Raw genomic sequence first — 16,810 nt, forward strand, 5'->3', positions numbered from 1 at the left:
ATAAGGAACCATCATGATTCCCCGAACGAAGCGGTAATTTAGTGTCTCTATTTTCTCAATGCAAGCAAAATCGAAGACTAATTATCGTCACATGAACATCTTGCTTTAACGATGCATTGGTGCAAATAAATTAGATCGCATTGCATTATTGTCAGCCGTCACACCGCATCCATTCGGCACCGGGCCACACTCAGAGAAAATAATTCGCTTTTTGCAAAAAAATATGGTGCATTTTGTGGCTAGTTGAGTTATAAAAATTTCAGAAAAGAGGTCATCTTTTCTCTCCCTGCCCCAAGGGAGTAACCCCCAAAGGCGTGCAGGATATCCCTCCCCTGCTCGCCGAGCATAACCTCCTATTGACCGTTGCCCGACCCCTTTGGGGGTCGGGCGTCTTTTTGGAATCTCTCCTCCTCCAACGAAGAATCAACAAAATCTAGGTCAATAGGCGGCGTGGGGTGTATGGGAAGGGGGGTTACCCCCTTCCCATAGTAATGCTCGGCACTCAGGCGTATACACATGAGCGTGCGGGTCATCGTAGACAATCAATGGCGGCTCTACCTTCATGCTAGGCTTGCCGCTTTTTTTTCCTTCAAGGAGAAAGATTCGACTTTCCGCCTGCAGCGTGGAATGAACAAAACGTACCCGCTTCGGCTCAATATTCGCCCGCCGCAGCAATACCGTTGTTTCCGCAAAACGCTCTGGGATTAACACCAATGATAACGTCCCACCAGAAACGAGCATTGACGACGCATGACGAATCATCTGCTCCAGCGTCATCACACTTTCATGGCGTGCATGTTTCCTTTCTCCATCAGCGTGCAGTCCAGCATTGTGACGACGATAGGGAGGATTGCTGAAAATGGCATCGAATGGTGGCGCGCTATAATCAAGAAAATTTCCCTCAAAAAGGTCTACCGAAAGACCATTCAATTGAAAGTTTTGTCGTGCCAACGCAGCCAAAGACGGCTGTAATTCGACAGCACACAGCTCTAGTGGCGCATACAAATAGCTCAGCAGCAAGGGAATTACCCCTGCCCCCGTACCGATATCAAGCACCCGCTTACCAGAGGCCAGCGGTGTAAAGTGCCCCAGCAAAATGGGATCGATACCAAAACGGTAGCCATCCCGATGTTGCCGAACATGTATTTTCGAAGAATAAATCGTGTCAGAGGTGAATAAATCTAGAGGCTCTTCATACTGAATCACCGTTTTTTCAACCCTTTGGCCCCGATATCACGGCGGCAGAACGCCCCCTCCCACGATATCAAATCGACATTCTGGTACGCACGATCAATGGCCTCTTGCAACGAAGCACCACGCGCCGTCACACCAAGTACACGCCCGCCAGTATTGACAATAGCGCCATCGCGTTTTGCTGTACCAGCGTGGAATACAAAGGCATCAGGGTCACTCACGCGATCAAGCCCGTGAATCGGAAATCCTTTGGTATAGTCGCCGGGATATCCGCCGCTCGCCAGAACAACACACACGGCCGGAGCCTCGTGCCATTCGATAGTGATCTCATCGAGACGACCCTCAATACACGCCAGCATAATATCAACCAAATCGCTTTTCAGGCGCATCAAAACGGGTTGCGCCTCCGGATCACCAAAGCGAACATTAAATTCCAGCACTTTGATCTGACCATTGTCAATCATCAAACCACCATAAAGAATCCCAACGAATGGTCGTCCTTCAGCCGCCATCCCGCGAACCATCGGGTCGAGCACCAGTCGCTGCGCCTCGTGCGTCAATGCGTCTGTCAATACCGGAGCCGGTGAATACGCCCCCATGCCGCCGGTGTTCGGCCCACGGTCACCATCAAAAACCTGCTTATGATCCTGCGACGACACCATCGGCACCGCGCGCTTGCCATCGCAAAACGCCAGCAGACTCGCCTCTTCACCTTTCAGAAAATCCTCGATGACCACCTCATCACCACTGGTGCCGAAGATACGGTTTTCCATGATGTCACGCACGGCAGCAATCGCCTCTTCCTTTGTCTGCGCAACAGTCACTCCTTTGCCAGCCGCAAGGCCACTTGCTTTGACGACAATTGGAGCACCCTGCGCTTCAATATAGGCAATAGCACTCGCCGCATCGGTAAACGTGCGATGCGCAGCTGTCGGCACGGAGTACTTTTCCATAATCATCTTGCAGTAGGCTTTTGAACCTTCTAGCTCTGCGGCTCCCTGCGCAGGGCCGAACACCTTCAGGCCATGTGCCTGAAACAGATCCACCACACCAAGCGTCAGCGGCAATTCCGGGCCAACAACCGTCAAATCAATCGCCTGCTTCTGGGCAAATGCCAACAACGCTGGCAAATCATCAACCGCAATATTCACACATTCAGCAAGCCCTTCAATGCCAGGGTTGCCCGGCGCACAATAGAGCGCTGTTACCTTTGGCGACTGGGCAATCTTCCAGACCAACGCATGTTCACGGCCACCGCCACCTATCACAAGAACCTTCATTCAGCCACCTCTTTATCATTCCCCTGTTCGGGTGATAATTTTTTTTCCGCTTCGCCTTGTTTGCGAACCGCAACGCAACGCAAGTCGCGCACCTCTTTTTCCAATTCCATAATCCGATCAATCATACAATGAAAGGCATTGGCCACCGGATCAGGCATATCGCCATGCTCCAGATTGGCTCGTACTTGACGGGCAAACGACGACTCGTCGCCAAAAGGGAGGTTGACGGGAGCTTCCGATGGCACCGGCTTAGGAACCAACGTCACTACTTTCCCGGGAATCCCTACCACCGTTGAATTGGGAGGAACTTCCTTTACCACAACACTATTCGATCCGACTTTTGCGCCATCACCAACCGTGAACGGGCCGAGAATTTTTGCACCAGAGCCAACCACGACGCCATTACCGAGCGTTGGGTGACGCTTGGTCTTTTCCCATGAAGTGCCACCAAGTGTCACCTGATGATACAGGGTCACATCATCGCCAATTTCTGCCGTTTCACCAATCACCACACCCATACCGTGATCGATAAAAAAGCGGCGACCAATTTTTGCGCCAGGGTGAATTTCTATCCCCGTCAAAAAACGACCAAAGTGCGATATAAGCCGCGCCAACAAGTACCAGTGATTTCGCCAAAGCCAGTGTGCCACTCGATGAATCCAAATCGCGTGCAGCCCGGGATAACATAAAATAACTTCGAGCACATTTCGCGCCGCAGGATCGCGGCTGAAAACCGAATTGATATCTTCTTTCATCGCTTTAAGCAGTTTCATTCTGCACTCCAGAAAACAACGTCAAAACAGCAAACCATCCTAAGGGCGACAGCAAAAATGTCAAGCTTACTCTTTGCCGTACAGCCATCCATACAGCCCGCCGACGAATAATGCTCCACCCACCAAATTCCCTAGCGTCACTGGAACAAGATTTGTGATCCAAAAACCGCTCCATTCGAGTGGAGCACCTGCAAAAATTCCGGCGGGAATAAAAAACATATTGGCCACACAGTGTTCAAATCCTATCGCCACAAATGCCATTATCGGAAACCACACCGCTATCATCTTGCTCGTCACATCTTCGGCGGCAAGCGCCATCCAGACAGCAAGACACACAAGCCAGTTACAACCAACGCCTTTCCAAAACAACTCCCAGAAAGGGGCATTCCCTTTGGCAAGGGCAATAGCTTGAATCGCGTCAGCCCATGGCGCAACGGTAATCAACCCAGTTTCAATCGCCAAAAACCACGCGACAAATATCGATCCAATCAGATTACCCACAAATACAATGCCCCAATTTCGTCCCAGACTCCACCATGATACCTTCTTGCGGAGCAACGGCGATATCCAGAGTGCCATATTGCCCGTTACGAGTTCAGCACCACACATTACCACTGCCATGAGCCCGACAGGGAATACGGCACCAAACAGGAATTTTTGCAGTCCCGGTAACGTTTCCTGCCATCCTGGCAGACCGCCACCTACCATCAGTGCCAGCAAGCTGCCAAGGGCAATGTAGGCTCCCGCAAGGAAGCTTAATACAAGGAGGCGTGAGGTACTGAAAGAGGCGCGAGGTGGAATGGCGGCGTCGAGCGACAGGACAATCGCAGCAGGAGATTTGAAAGCCATAACGACGATACTCCTTTAGTTTTCCCGTTGTAGCATATGAATTTCACTATACGGCACATTCAACACACACTCTTTGTCGCGTGGCAATGGCCGATACAGGTACACGGTAAATTTTTCAAATTCACTTTGGAACGTCGTATAATAGCCGCTCCCACGGAAGGTATTTTCCACGCAATGCACCAGAATGTTCAAACAGCCACGCTCACTGCGATCGCTTACCTGTACCGCTTCCGGTCGAAACATCAACATGCAGGGGGCATTTTCTCGTACAATGACCGACTCCGGCATACGGATCGGCATGCCGTAGTTACATTGAATATGGTTCTCCATGAGCCCAACTCCGCTGACAAAATTCACTTCGCCAACAGCCGATGCGCCATGCACGGTTTCCGGTTCATAGTAGAGTTTTTCCGGTGTTCCTGTCTCCACGATATAGGCTTCACGCACGATCAAAATCTCATCACTCAGCTCCAGTGCTGCCTGACGCGAACTGGTAAAGTGTAAAATGGTCGTCCCTAACGTTCCCAGCGATTGCTTGAGCACTTGCAGGCAATACAGTCCCTCTTCAAAACCAAGGCGATCGACGGGATCGTTCAAAATCAACACTTGCGGTTTGCGAGTTAACGCTCGTGCCATACTGACCCGTTGCTGCAATCCGGCATCAAGATCTTGGCATTTCCGATGCTGATACGCGCCTAAGCCCATAATGCTCATGGCCTCATTCAATAAGGTGCGATCCTCCGAGCGATAGACCATGACATTGTCGAGCACCGACTTTTCCATATCAAATGTGGGGTGCGACGTGATTGTTACTAGGCCACGACGTGACGGATGCAATTCGGTGACATCTTTCCCATCAACAACTATTTTCCCCGCCAACGGCGTCAATCCCTGTCATCGCGCGATAGATTTCGTTGCGGCCAGAATCGCGATCCCCCAATAACGTGTAGAAATAACTTTTACGGAACGTATAATCGATCTGCTCTTTGGCTCCATCGACGACAAATTTTCGTAAGCGAATCATGTATTACACCCCCAACGGTGTTGATTTTGGAAAACACCATGCGGCCACTGCGCAAAGGCAAATCGCCAGCAGCATACCACCCCACCAGCCAGTAAAGCTGAACGACACGGCACCAAACAATGCGGCCACGCCACCTGCGCGGTGCCACCGTTCCGTACAAAACGCACCTGCCAGTAGCGCAACGCAGAATGCTACGCTCAGCGAACGCCACACCAACGGTTCCAGTGTCGCCAAGGGATAATAGAGGGAAAAGTCGCCCCAACCGGCCACCAAGGCACAGCAGACCGCCAGCGAACGTTGCCATACATTGATCCCGTCCATGACGAGTCCGAGCAGAAACAGTACGATAATCCCAGCGCCGGTTGGCACGAATCCCCACCACCACTGCGGAGGAATCACGATTCCATCAGCAAATGCCAGCGGAGCCAGAAAAATAGTCAGGGTAGCCGCCGCTAAACCTCCAAGGAGCGCATGGCGCATCAACTGACTTTCAAAAGGATCACGCCGCCATATCCCTTGTGTGCGGTGCAATTGCCAAAGCGCGTATCCCAGCAAAAGGGCATACAACAGACGAACACCCAACGGCCACGGAGCGTCGTGCCAACGCCCTTCGGGGTACAACACAAATATCATCCCAAGCCCATACGCATGGGGAAGCACACGCAAGGCGTTGGGCAGAAAATGGAGCCGAAACTGCTGTTGCGGCGTGAATCCCAGCAGGTAGAGTTCTTGAATATACGCGGCTGGGGTCTTCCATGCGCGGAGCAGAAAGGCACTCTGCACCGCTAACGAAACAAGCCAGAGCGACACGGAATGACCCGGTTTTGCCAGAAAAAAATTGACAAGCACTACAAATGAAAGCACCACGGCCTGTCCACGTGTCAAACTTCGCGTCAGATAGGTGAACCCAAAGGCCAACGGCAATGTGGCAAGTGGAATCCACACCACTCGACTCCATCCAATCCCCCACCCCGCCAGGAGAAACTCAGCACCATGTTCGGCAAACAGTTTGACCGCAGGGATATAGACAACCAGCAGTGCCGCAAGAAACAACACAAGATTGCGCAGAAAAGGGAGCGTGCGGGAAAAGAGTTTTGTGCCAGCCATGCGTCCTCCCTAGCTTCGCGAATAGTGATCGATCAGCTTACGCGCCGCGCGGTCGCGCGTATTGCGATCCGTAGCGTTGAGAATCACGGTAATCAAACGACGACCATTTTTATGCGACGTCGCAACCAAACACCATCCGGCGCGATTGGTGAACCCTGTTTTCAGTCCGTCAATATAATCAACCCGTACCAGTGGGCGATTGCGATTGACCATCATAAATTCATCCCCCGTAGGACGGATATAATAATCAAGCTGCGTATTGGCCACGCCGACCATTTCGCCGTGCTCTACTAATATCTTGTACGCCATTTGGGCAACTTCGTAAGCCGTAGAGATATTATCGCGATTTCCATCTGGCAAGCCCGTTACGTTATATAAACGGGTTTTTTCCAGCCCAAGCGAGTGTGCTTTATTATTCAAGAGCGACAACGCACGGCGAATATCGCCACTGCCAATATGCTCGCCAAGTTGGTGTGCTGCGTCATTCGCCGAATGAATCAACGCCCCTTTAATCAAATCACTAATCATGACGGGGTCATTTTCACGGAGATACATTTTTGACCCTCCGGTCAACGATGCACGCCGAGAGGTTGTCACCACCGTATCCATGCGGAAACTGCCACGCTTCATCTGATCATACACTTCATCCATCAGAAACGCCTTGGTAATAGAGGCAATTGGCAATTCCTGACGATGATTTTTGGCATACAAGATAGTCCGGCTATCAGCATCGACAACGATAGCAGCGCGAATATGCCGTTCTTCCGCGTAGGTGATAGGGACAGACTTGGCGGTGAATGGAGGTATCCGGCGCATACTCGGAGCTAACGCACGGGGAGTTGGCAATATCTGACTTTTAGGCGGTTCATCAAGTACCGCAACGGGAGGTGGAGGAGACGGCGCTACGAGCAAAGGCGGTATGACGGCCTGTTCTGGCTTACGCTCAGGTATCGCCAATGCAAGCGATGAGCTTTGCCGCAAAATGCGGATATCTTCGTGAGGTATAGTCAGCGCTCCATAGAGCAGATAGGAGACATAAAACAAGGGAAAAAGCAGAAATACCAACTTCAGATACAGCTTTCCCATCACTCACCCGCGCTAGATGTATGCGTTTTTTCAGGCAACAGCGTTCCCGGAAAACGGGTAATCAACTCACGTGGAGTGATCAACTCAACTTGCTGCCCCCGCGGTGAAGCGAAAAAGAGTTTTATGGCGGTCAAGGTATTGCTACGCACATGGCCGATACCAATACCGGAACCTTTCTGGTGCGCTCGATCCACCAGCCGTTCAAGCTGCGTGACAATGGCAGCAACATCATCTTCGTTATCCAGAAAAATATCGCGGACGCCAAACAGGATCGGAACCGCCTGTGTGGCCGCTGCGACTTGCGAACGGTTCGAGGTATAGCTATCCAGAAAAAACTGGTTATTGTCTGCCATAACCTGCAATACAACTTCCATGAGTTCCTTTTCTTGCGTAAAGCGCGATCCCATATGGTTATTCACCCCTACCGATCCCGGTAGCGCCAGTAACGACGCCTGCGCCGTTTTCCGCACCTCTTCGGGGGTCATCGAAACACGTAAATTCCCCCAACCCGGCTCATGTTCGGGATCAAGGGGCTCCATCGGCAGATGCAGCAGGTATTCGCCACCCCTACGGTTCACATAACGCGCAATTTCGCGAGAGTATGGACGTTTCGGGAGAATAGAAAGCGCTAGCCGTACATCGTAGTCGACAAAAGCGCGCGCTAACGAGAAGTTGTACCCCGCATCGTCGAGCACAATCGTGATTGGTGGACGCCCGTCCGCGCTCTGCACTTGATCGTGCAGTATGGGAACTTCGGGTAATTTAGCCGCCGCGACCCCTTCGGGGAAGGATGGTGGTGGCGTACTGGCGGTATAGTAAAACAACAGGCTATGACTGATAATATCGCTCGGGAATGCCAAGCGAACTTTATAGTAAAATTCGTCGCCTTTTTTACCTGACTCACGCGAGTGCGGGGTAATCTTCCACGGGGCGAGTTGCTGCAAGAGTTCCCGTTCAAAATGGAGGAAATCTATCGTCCCTGATAAGGTAATTTCCTTGTAATAATAGTTCCACTGTACACCATCGCGGAAGGCGAGTTGCAGTTCATCTACCAAAACCGCATCGGCTGTAATGTCAAAATCAAGCAAGACACGGCGCAATTCATTTTCCACCGCGATACTGGCCAACGTCAGGTTGCGCACATCGCGACCTGACGCATACGCGTGGATGTTCATCATCCAACCAACAAGGGCAATCAGTAACAGGAAACTTATTGCCCAGCGGCCAGAGTACGAGGTGATCAGATAACGCATACGGTGCAGGGTGCCTTAGCGCACGACTGCGGAAAGAGCCTGATTCCCTTTAAGCAACTGTATCGCTTTCAGAATATCGAAAGCCCGTTGCAGTTGCAGGTCGTTAGAGTACGCTTCGCCAGTATCAGAACCTTCTATGCCTTGTCCGTTTTCGGCTTCGCCAATTAGATGGCCGGGCAAATCAGCTTCCTTCACCGAATCCATCGCTTCGTCACTACTGACAATTTTTCCCTGCTTGACAATAATGTCGGGTGTAATGCCAACCCCCTGAATACTCCGCCCGAATGGGGTGTAGTAGCGCGCCGTCGTTAAGCGGATTCCGCTTCCGTCTGAAAGGGGGATAACGGTTTGCACGGAGGCTTTCCCGAATGTCTGGGTGCCGAGTACGAGCGAGCGTTTATGGTCCTGAAATGCTCCGGCTACGATTTCGGATGCCGATGCGCTCCCACCGTTGACCAACACTACCATCGGATAGCTGCGAGGCTTATCGATAATTTTGCGTGAATACAAGTCGGAACGGGCAGCAGTACGCCCTTCGGTGTACACTACCAGTTTATTTTCCGGTAAAAAGATACTTGCCAAATCACTCGCCTGATTTAAAAGGCCACCAGGATTATTGCGCAGGTCAAGGACGATACCGTCGAGTTTCTGGTCGTCAATCTGGCCAAGGGCATCAAGTAATTCCTGCGTCGTATTTTCTTTAAAATTCGTCACTTTGACATGCCCAAGATTCCCATGGCGGGTCGCTTTGACACTTTTAACACGGATGATATCGCGGATAATCTCAAAATCGCGTACTTTGGAGAACCCTTCGCGCCACACCGTAATGGTCACTTTTGAACCCGGGGCGCCACGGAGAATTTTCACTGCATCCATGACACTCATCCCCTCGGTGGTAGCGCCATCAATGCGGACTATTTTATCACCAGCCAGAATACCCACGCGATCAGCTGGAGTATCTTCGATCGGAGCTATAACGGTTAACACCTTATCTTTAATGGCGATTTGTATACCCAGCCCGCCAAATTCACCTTTCGTTTCGGTGCGGAATTCCTTGTACGTTTCGGGCTTCATAAACGAAGAGTGGGGATCCAGTTCCGAAAGCATCCCTTTAATGGCACCATGCATAAGTTCCTGTGCTTCGGGAGCTTCAACATAATTGACATTGACATACGAGAGCACTTCCGTAAAGAGCTTCAACTGCTTGCGCAGCTCGTCGTTGCTCATTGACCAAACGCTCGTGACAAACACACTCATACTGAGTACAGCAATACATACTTTTTTCACAGTTCCTCCAATTTCATCCATTTGCGGGGGTCAAGTGTCTCTTTGCGGTGGCGTATTTCAAAATAAAGCCGCAATGATGAACCCAATAGTTCGTTGGCATACACCTTATCGCCCTCTTGGACGAGAATATCGACAAGGCCGCCGTACACGCTGAAATAACTTCCTCCATGATCGACAATCAAGACACTGCCGTATTTCGGAATAGCTCCTCTATATACAACTTCTCCATCGAAGATACAATAGACACGACCGTCATTTCTCGGGCTGAAATAGACCCCTTTTCCATCGGCAGCCATCTGCACTTTTCCTGTAGCAGGGGGTTCAAGCACCCCTTTAAAGCCGGAAAAGTCACGCACATCCTGATAAAGGCGCTTCTTTGTTTCGAATAAAACCGCGATATCTTCTTCTAAACTCTGCTTTTCTCCATATAGGGCTTTGAGTTGGGTTTCGCTGGCACGGAGCGTCCGCTGATACTGCTGCAGTTTCCCTTCAATCTCCTTGAGCTTCAGCGCAATTTCTTCCGCGATGTGCAATGATTCATCTAATGAACCGTGATAGTCAGACAATCGCTCACGGTACTCTTTTTCGAATTGCTCTAATTGGCGGAGATTTTCACGGTTTTCGCTCAGATAGAGCGAGAACGAACCAAGAGCATCGCGCAGGTAGCGTGTTTGTTCGGCAGGAAGGAGTATTTCACGGTAGAGACGATCAGCAACCGTGGCAATGCGACGTTCTTGCTGTGCCAACACGACACGACGCGCCATTATTTCACCCTCAATTTCGGCTAAACGCGCTTGAATAGCCTCGGTACGATTGGACGTATTGCGAAGTTGCGTTTGCTGTTGCTTCAACTCCTCAAGGAGCACTTCGCGCTGTGTTTGCTGCGCTTGCGTGGTTTTTTCCAGCCGTGCCATTGTTGCAACAATGCGACCAATATCCGCCGAAATGGAGTGCAATCGCCCCGACACCGATTCAAGTCGGTCATCAACGGCGGCGAGTGTCTGTGCTTGAGAAGGGAGCAACGCGAAACTGCACCACAGTATGAGCGCAACAAAAAACCAGAGATTTCGCCTCAATGCCGACTCCTGAGCGTCCCCATGCTCGAAAGAATAGAGAGGATTGCCACCAGCGATGTGATAAAAAAGACATGCGTCAACCCAGGGAATATCACTTCGTATCCATCAAGGAGCGCATGCAGTGCTGGTCGACTTACGAGCACGTCCAGCAACACCCACGCTAAGGCAACACCGCCCAACACGCTAATAACACCAATAATAAAGGCTTCAATGAAAAAAGGGGCCTTCAGAAAGAGCGAACTTGCTCCAAGTAAGCGGAGAATTTCTACTTCGTGATGGTACTTGTACCACGCAATACGGATGGCATTCGAAACCATGACGGCCGAAAGAAAGACAACAAAAATTCCCAGACCATAGCGAACGTGACTGGCCCAGCCCAATGCTTCTTGCAGGCCGGCCACTTCTTGCAATCGGAATTCAATCGACAGTACGCCCGGCAACGCACGCAATGCTTCCAGATGCGCTTCATAACGTAACAACGAATGCTCGTTCAAGTGAAGCAGATAGGTTGCGGGTAACGGATTGTTTTCCATATCACGCAGGAGTTGCGCCTCGTCGGGATAACGCTCCGCAAAAATATCGAGCGCATCAGCCCGAGTAAACTCGGCAATGCGCAATCCGGCTTTCATAGCATACTCACGCACCCCACGATTTTCATCGCCACTCACATACACCGCAATCGCGCTGCGAGAAATCCGATAGTCGATATAGCCAGCAAGGTTATCGTTTACCGCTTGGTACATCACCAACGACGCAATCGCACTGCTGAGGGTAAAAATCGTCACAAGTGTCACGATCGGCGTGGCAAAGATATTGCTGATAGCGCGTTTAAGGTGAAACCACATAGCGCACTACCCCCCCTGAAATGACGTACGCGGCACGCCCGGACTGATGCACCATATCCAGATCGTGCGTTGCGACAAAAACAGTCGTACCCATTTCCTGTATTTTTGTGAAAATCCGGAAGATATCCTGTGTTTGACGCGGATCAAGGTTGCCGGTTGGCTCATCCGCAATCAGCAGTGGCGGGTGATGCACTAACGCACGCGCAATGGCGACTCGCTGCTTTTCGCCACCGGAGAGACGATGCACGTTAGCACCCAACAAAGAACGTATCCCCAGCAATTGCGCCACGGCTTGGATACGGCGGTCGATCTCCTTCACATTCGAGATACCACAGATACGTAACACCAAAGCAATATTGTCATACGCACTCAAGCGGTCAACCAAACGGTAATCCTGAAATACCATTCCGATATGGCGTAAATGTTCCGCCAGTGCATTCCCCTGTAAACGGGGCACATTGCGGTTATTCACCAGAATATTCCCCTCAGTTGGCTTTTCGGTACCCAGAATCATATTGATAATCGTGCTTTTTCCCGACCCGCTTGGGCCACAGAGAAAACAAAGCTCTCCACGCCCGACCCGCAAACGGATGTTATCGAGCGCAAAGTGCTCGCCAAAACTTTTGGTGACATTGCTAAACTGGATCAAGCGTCAATTCCCCATGGGGATCATCCCTGCTAGGTATTTGAGGTTTTCATCGCTAAAGGTAAACGCCACTCCGGCAAAGGGACTACGGCGAGCTGGATTTAACGGGTCATCGAATCCCGCCGTGAGGTAGAACGCATTTGAGATATGGTAGTCCGTGGTGAACTTGAGATGCGTGTTATTATTTTTTGAATCATTGCTTTGCGGGTTAAAGTCAAATGCTTCCATCCCGACGCGGATATTCTTGCCAAACCACGGCAACACATAGCTGGCACCGACGCCGAAAGAAGTTTCCATCAGCCCAACGCGCAGTTCCAGATCTTCGTAGGGAATAAAACCAAAGAGGGCGTTGTATTCCAGCGAGTATTTGTTTTCATCTTCGATCGTACTGATATCACTCACCAGCCCAGCGGCCTGATGGTCATAGGTAAGCGTCCGGCGTTCCGTGCGCGAGTTGCGCCCAAACGGGGTACTGACAAAACCAATTTCGTAGAATCGACTCCGCTGCGGCGGCGTCACGCGGACGGACAATGTCCCTCGCGTTTCGCTCACGGCAGTCAAGAATTCACTGCGTAACGTGACATCTGTTTTGAATTGCTCAATTTTTCCGGTAAGGCTTTCAATCCCTTTTGCCGCACCAACTAAGCTTTCGTGAAGCACATCAGAGTTCACCAGCTTCCCAAGCGTTCCATCGCCGTGGTTTATTTTCCCGGTGATATCCTGAATATCGACTGACGCACGATTCAATTTTGCGGTCAACGCATTCACATTGCGCGTTACTTCGCGCAGATCTTCACGATTCTCAATCAGAATCGTATCAAGCCCACTGAAGGCACTATCAGCAGAGCGGAGCGTCCCTTCCAGATCATTCACGACGCCGGCACCACGATCGCGCAGTATACTGCTAAAAATTTCGAGATTGGAAATCAGCGCATTGATCTTCTCTTCATTACTCAACGTAATCCCTTTTACCGCGTCGGTGATTTGCGTCAAATTACTCATCGTTTGGTCGACACGCGACTCGTTGCGCTCAATAATGTGTTTTAGCGCATTGGTGATATCGGAGAGATTCTCCATCGTCGCATCCACACTTTGCCGATTGGCAACAACCAAGGCGTTCAGATTGGTGCTTAACTCTTTAAATTGATAAATCAGTTCATTGATATTGTCGTTTGTCTGCGGATTCCCTAACGAACGCTTGAGGTTACTGGTGATATCGGAAACATCATCGGCAACTTTGCCAAACGCGCCCATCAGATCGTCACTGGTGGCACGATTGACCACACGAGCGGTAGCACCATCGTCCAGAGGTTCACCATCAAGACGATACTCCAACTCTAGGAATTTTTCACCGAGCACCCCTTCGGTACGAATTTCCGCACGTACGTCATCAGGGACGCGATAGACACGCTGAATAGAGACGGTAACGAGCACACGACCTTCTTCCAGCGCAATCTCATCGACAGAACCGATTTTCACCCCCGCCATTTTAACACTGGCACCGCGATTTAAGCCGCCAACACTTTCAAATGGCAACCGCACTTGATAGTAGTTGCGGCCATCAAGCCGTAACGTTCCAAGCTGCACACTCATATACACTAAGAAGGCAAAACTCACGATAATGAGCACACCCACTTTGGCTTCGGCATTAAACCTCATGATCCCCCCTTACATCGTAGCGCAGAAACTCCTGAATCGTTTCATTCTCCGATGCTAATATTTCCGCAGGCGTTCCCGCCTGGAGTATCGCTCCAAAATGCAACATAACCAATTGATCTGCAATTCGTAGTGCCCCGCGAATATCATGCGAGATCACTACCGAAGTCAAGCCCAGTCGATCATTGGTCTCCCTGATCAGCGCATTCACCTGATGGCTCATAATAGGATCAAGCCCAGTCGTTGGTTCATCATAGAGGATAATCTTCGGGTCAATTGCGATGGCTCGCGCTAAACCGACCCGTTTGCGCATGCCCCCAGAAAGCTCCGCCGGAAATTGATGTTCTATCTCTCCTAACCCAACCATATCAAGTTTTTCACGAACACGCCGCTTCCGTTCGGCCACATTCCATGGGGTATGTTCCACCATCGGAAAGGCAATATTTTCGGCCACGCTCAGGGAATCGAAAAGTGCCGCTTCCTGAAAAAGCATCCCAAAACGCTTGCGGAACTCAACCAATTCGCGACCGCGCAATCCCGTCAACTCTATCCCATCGACGGTTATACTCCCGCTATCAGGCTTAATTAAGCCAAGCAGATGTTTGAGAAATACCGACTTCCCCGAGCCGGAACCGCCGATCACCACCGTGATTTTTCCGGCAGGAATATCAAGGTTAATGCCCCGCAGCACGTGTTTTTCGCCAAATGATTTCTGAAGATTGCGAATGTGAATCAAGTGTCCCTCTCGCTAAAAGCTGCTAAAACATCAGAGCCGTGAGTAGATAGTCTGCCACCAAAATCAGCGTTGACGAAAGCACCACCGCAGACGTCGTCGAACGCCCAACACCCACTGCCCCTTGCGAAGTTTGCAGCCCGATGCCGCAACTTACCGAACTGACAATGACGCCAAACACCGCCGCTTTCACCAGACCGCTGGTGATATCGCTTATCTCAACGAGCGCCACCATTTTATCCATATACACAACGGGATTGATGCCGAGCAGATGCACCCCGACCACATAACTGCCAAGAATCCCCATGAAATCAGCCACAATCGTCAGCAACGGAAACATCAAAAATGCCGCAACAATTCGTGGCGTCACAAGGTACTGAATCGGCTCCACCGCCATCGACTCCAGCGCGTCAACTTGCTCCGTTACCTTCATCGTCCCGAGCTCGGCGGCCATGGCACTCCCAGCACGGGCAGTGATCATCAGAGCGCTCAACACTGGCCCTAACTCACGCGTAATCGAAATAGCGGCGACCGCCCCAACCAGATATTCGGCATGAAATTTACTAAAGCCAATATAGAGCTGAAGTGCCAACACCATTCCGGTGAAAGTCCCCGTCAGGATCACCACAAACAGCGAGCCAAAACCAATGAACTCAAACTGGCGTATAAATTCCCGGTAGCGGAACGGTGGACGGAACAACCACAGCATGGCGTTCCAGAAAGTAAAAAAGATTACTCCGGAAAGATACGCCGTGCGATATCCTTGCGTTCCCAACGATTCGAGAAGTTTACCCATTGATATACACCCGTTCTACACGCTGCGAAATGCCGCAAAAAATTTCATAATCTATCGTGCCGCAGATATCTGCCAACTCCTGCGCATGGAGCACCTGCTCTCCTTGTGTACCAAAGAGAACCACTTCATCGCCACGGCTAACTGGGCGACCCGTCACGTCTATCATCGTCATATCCATACACACATTCCCGAGCACCGGCGCAAAACGGCCTCCGATAAGGACGCGCGCTTTATTTGAAAGCAACCGCGGGTAGCCATCAGCATAGCCGACCGCAATCACAGCTATCTGCATAGGACGTGTCGCCCGAAAATTATGCCCGTAGGAAACCCCTTCGCCAACTGCCAGTCTTTTTACCTGCAACACACGTGTTTTTAACGTCATAACTGGCTGCAGAGGAATGGAAACTTCTGGGACGGGATTGCCGCCATAGAGCATAATCCCTGAGCGCACTAACGAAAAATCTTCGGCGCGATGAAAGTGAAAGAGCGTCGCACTATTGGCAATATGGCACAGCGCTGGACGTTCGGCAGCCGGAAGTGATGCCAATGCGACTTGAAACCGATCCAACTGCAGCTGATTCACCGGCGATTGAATTTCGTCAGCACACGCCATGTGACTCATCAAGCCTAAAAGAGTAAAACCACTTTGACGCAATGTATGAACAACCCCACCCAAGTCATCGCTATGGATACCAAGGCGATTCATCCCCGTGTCTACCTTCAAGTGGACGCCGAGTCCGCGCAAACCAGCTGCTACCATTTCTTCAAGGTTTTCACGACACGACACGACCGGCGTAAGCGAGAAGCGGCACATATCTTCAAACTCGCCAGGAAACGCACCACCCATAATCAGGATATTTCTCCCGACACCCGCTTGGCGCAACTTTACCCCTTCATGCACCCGTGCCACAGCAAAGTACTGGCAACCGGCTTGCTGCAGAGCGAGCGCAACCTGGTAATCACCGTGCCCGTATCCATCCGCTTTCACCACCGCTACGACCGCAGATCTCCCCGCTTGATCTTGCAAAAGGCGATAGTTATGGGTCAGCTTGGCTAAATCAATTTCGCAGTAAATAGTACGCACAGAACATTCACCCTATTCGACCGGAATAAAAAACATGAAGAGGCTGACGGGGACGCAGGGAAAAACCTCGCGTCCAAACCGCCAACCAAAGTTGGCAACATATAGCACACCCTCGCCCCAC

Annotated in this window: 17 protein-coding genes; all 17 read right to left on the reverse strand. The window is 51.0% G+C overall.

The window, feature by feature from the left end:
- Positions 1–438: 438 nt before the first annotated feature.
- Positions 439–1,206, reverse strand: coding sequence for a tRNA1(Val) (adenine(37)-N6)-methyltransferase (locus P304_RS0101465; protein WP_027389098.1), 768 nt, complete (start codon positions 1,204–1,206; stop codon positions 439–441).
- On the reverse strand, positions 1,203–2,474 hold the full coding sequence (purD, locus tag P304_RS0101470; RefSeq protein ID WP_027389099.1) for a phosphoribosylamine--glycine ligase: 1,272 nt from the start codon (positions 2,472–2,474) through the stop codon (positions 1,203–1,205). The genes P304_RS0101465 and purD overlap by 4 nt, the downstream gene beginning before the upstream one ends.
- Entirely contained in the window at positions 2,471–3,247 is a 777-nt protein-coding gene (gene cysE / locus P304_RS0101475) for a serine O-acetyltransferase (protein WP_027389100.1), read from the reverse strand. The genes purD and cysE overlap by 4 nt, the downstream gene beginning before the upstream one ends.
- A gap of 66 nt (positions 3,248–3,313) precedes the next feature.
- Positions 3,314–4,096: a formate/nitrite transporter family protein gene (locus P304_RS0101480; protein WP_027389101.1), complete on the reverse strand. Its 783-nt coding sequence runs from the start codon at positions 4,094–4,096 to the stop codon at positions 3,314–3,316.
- A 15-nt stretch (positions 4,097–4,111) separates the two neighbouring features.
- On the reverse strand, positions 4,112–4,984 hold the full coding sequence (locus P304_RS0101485; RefSeq protein ID WP_084417473.1) for an ATP-binding cassette domain-containing protein: 873 nt from the start codon (positions 4,982–4,984) through the stop codon (positions 4,112–4,114).
- The gene (locus P304_RS17000; RefSeq protein WP_160164993.1) at positions 4,953–5,120 is read right to left on the reverse strand and encodes a hypothetical protein; all 168 of its coding nucleotides are present in this window, start codon (positions 5,118–5,120) and stop codon (positions 4,953–4,955) included. Before P304_RS17000 ends, P304_RS0101485 begins: the two co-directional genes overlap by 32 nt.
- Before the next feature lie 3 nt (positions 5,121–5,123).
- Positions 5,124–6,227 (reverse strand): hypothetical protein, encoded by a 1,104-nt coding sequence (locus P304_RS0101495; RefSeq protein WP_027389103.1) that lies wholly within the window; start codon positions 6,225–6,227, stop codon positions 5,124–5,126.
- A gap of 9 nt (positions 6,228–6,236) precedes the next feature.
- Entirely contained in the window at positions 6,237–7,313 is a 1,077-nt protein-coding gene (locus P304_RS0101500; protein WP_027389104.1) for a D-alanyl-D-alanine carboxypeptidase family protein, read from the reverse strand.
- The gene (locus P304_RS0101505; RefSeq protein WP_027389105.1) at positions 7,313–8,566 is read right to left on the reverse strand and encodes a divergent polysaccharide deacetylase family protein; all 1,254 of its coding nucleotides are present in this window, start codon (positions 8,564–8,566) and stop codon (positions 7,313–7,315) included. The genes P304_RS0101500 and P304_RS0101505 overlap by 1 nt, the downstream gene beginning before the upstream one ends.
- A 15-nt stretch (positions 8,567–8,581) precedes the next feature.
- Positions 8,582–9,853 (reverse strand): S41 family peptidase, encoded by a 1,272-nt coding sequence (locus tag P304_RS0101510; protein WP_236613287.1) that lies wholly within the window; start codon positions 9,851–9,853, stop codon positions 8,582–8,584.
- Entirely contained in the window at positions 9,850–10,929 is a 1,080-nt protein-coding gene (locus P304_RS0101515) for a murein hydrolase activator EnvC family protein (RefSeq protein WP_027389107.1), read from the reverse strand. Before P304_RS0101515 ends, P304_RS0101510 begins: the two co-directional genes overlap by 4 nt.
- Positions 10,926–11,774, reverse strand: a complete 849-nt coding sequence (locus P304_RS0101520; RefSeq protein ID WP_027389108.1) for a cell division protein FtsX — start codon at positions 11,772–11,774, stop codon at positions 10,926–10,928. The genes P304_RS0101515 and P304_RS0101520 overlap by 4 nt, the downstream gene beginning before the upstream one ends.
- Positions 11,758–12,423 (reverse strand): cell division ATP-binding protein FtsE, encoded by a 666-nt coding sequence (locus tag P304_RS13415; RefSeq protein WP_051321301.1) that lies wholly within the window; start codon positions 12,421–12,423, stop codon positions 11,758–11,760. The genes P304_RS0101520 and P304_RS13415 overlap by 17 nt, the downstream gene beginning before the upstream one ends.
- A gap of 3 nt (positions 12,424–12,426) precedes the next feature.
- Positions 12,427–14,079: an MlaD family protein gene (locus P304_RS0101530; RefSeq protein WP_027389109.1), complete on the reverse strand. Its 1,653-nt coding sequence runs from the start codon at positions 14,077–14,079 to the stop codon at positions 12,427–12,429.
- Positions 14,069–14,812, reverse strand: a complete 744-nt coding sequence (locus P304_RS0101535) for an ABC transporter ATP-binding protein (RefSeq protein ID WP_027389110.1) — start codon at positions 14,810–14,812, stop codon at positions 14,069–14,071. Before P304_RS0101535 ends, P304_RS0101530 begins: the two co-directional genes overlap by 11 nt.
- Positions 14,813–14,834: 22 nt before the next feature.
- A complete protein-coding gene (locus tag P304_RS0101540; RefSeq protein WP_027389111.1) occupies positions 14,835–15,605 on the reverse strand; it encodes an MlaE family ABC transporter permease in 771 nt (256 codons plus the stop codon).
- Positions 15,598–16,689 (reverse strand): alanine racemase, encoded by a 1,092-nt coding sequence (gene alr, locus P304_RS0101545; RefSeq protein WP_027389112.1) that lies wholly within the window; start codon positions 16,687–16,689, stop codon positions 15,598–15,600. The genes P304_RS0101540 and alr overlap by 8 nt, the downstream gene beginning before the upstream one ends.
- Positions 16,690–16,810 lie beyond the last annotated feature (121 nt).

The organism is Chrysiogenes arsenatis DSM 11915 (genome assembly GCF_000469585.1).
Classification (GTDB): domain Bacteria; phylum Chrysiogenota; class Chrysiogenetes; order Chrysiogenales; family Chrysiogenaceae; genus Chrysiogenes; species Chrysiogenes arsenatis.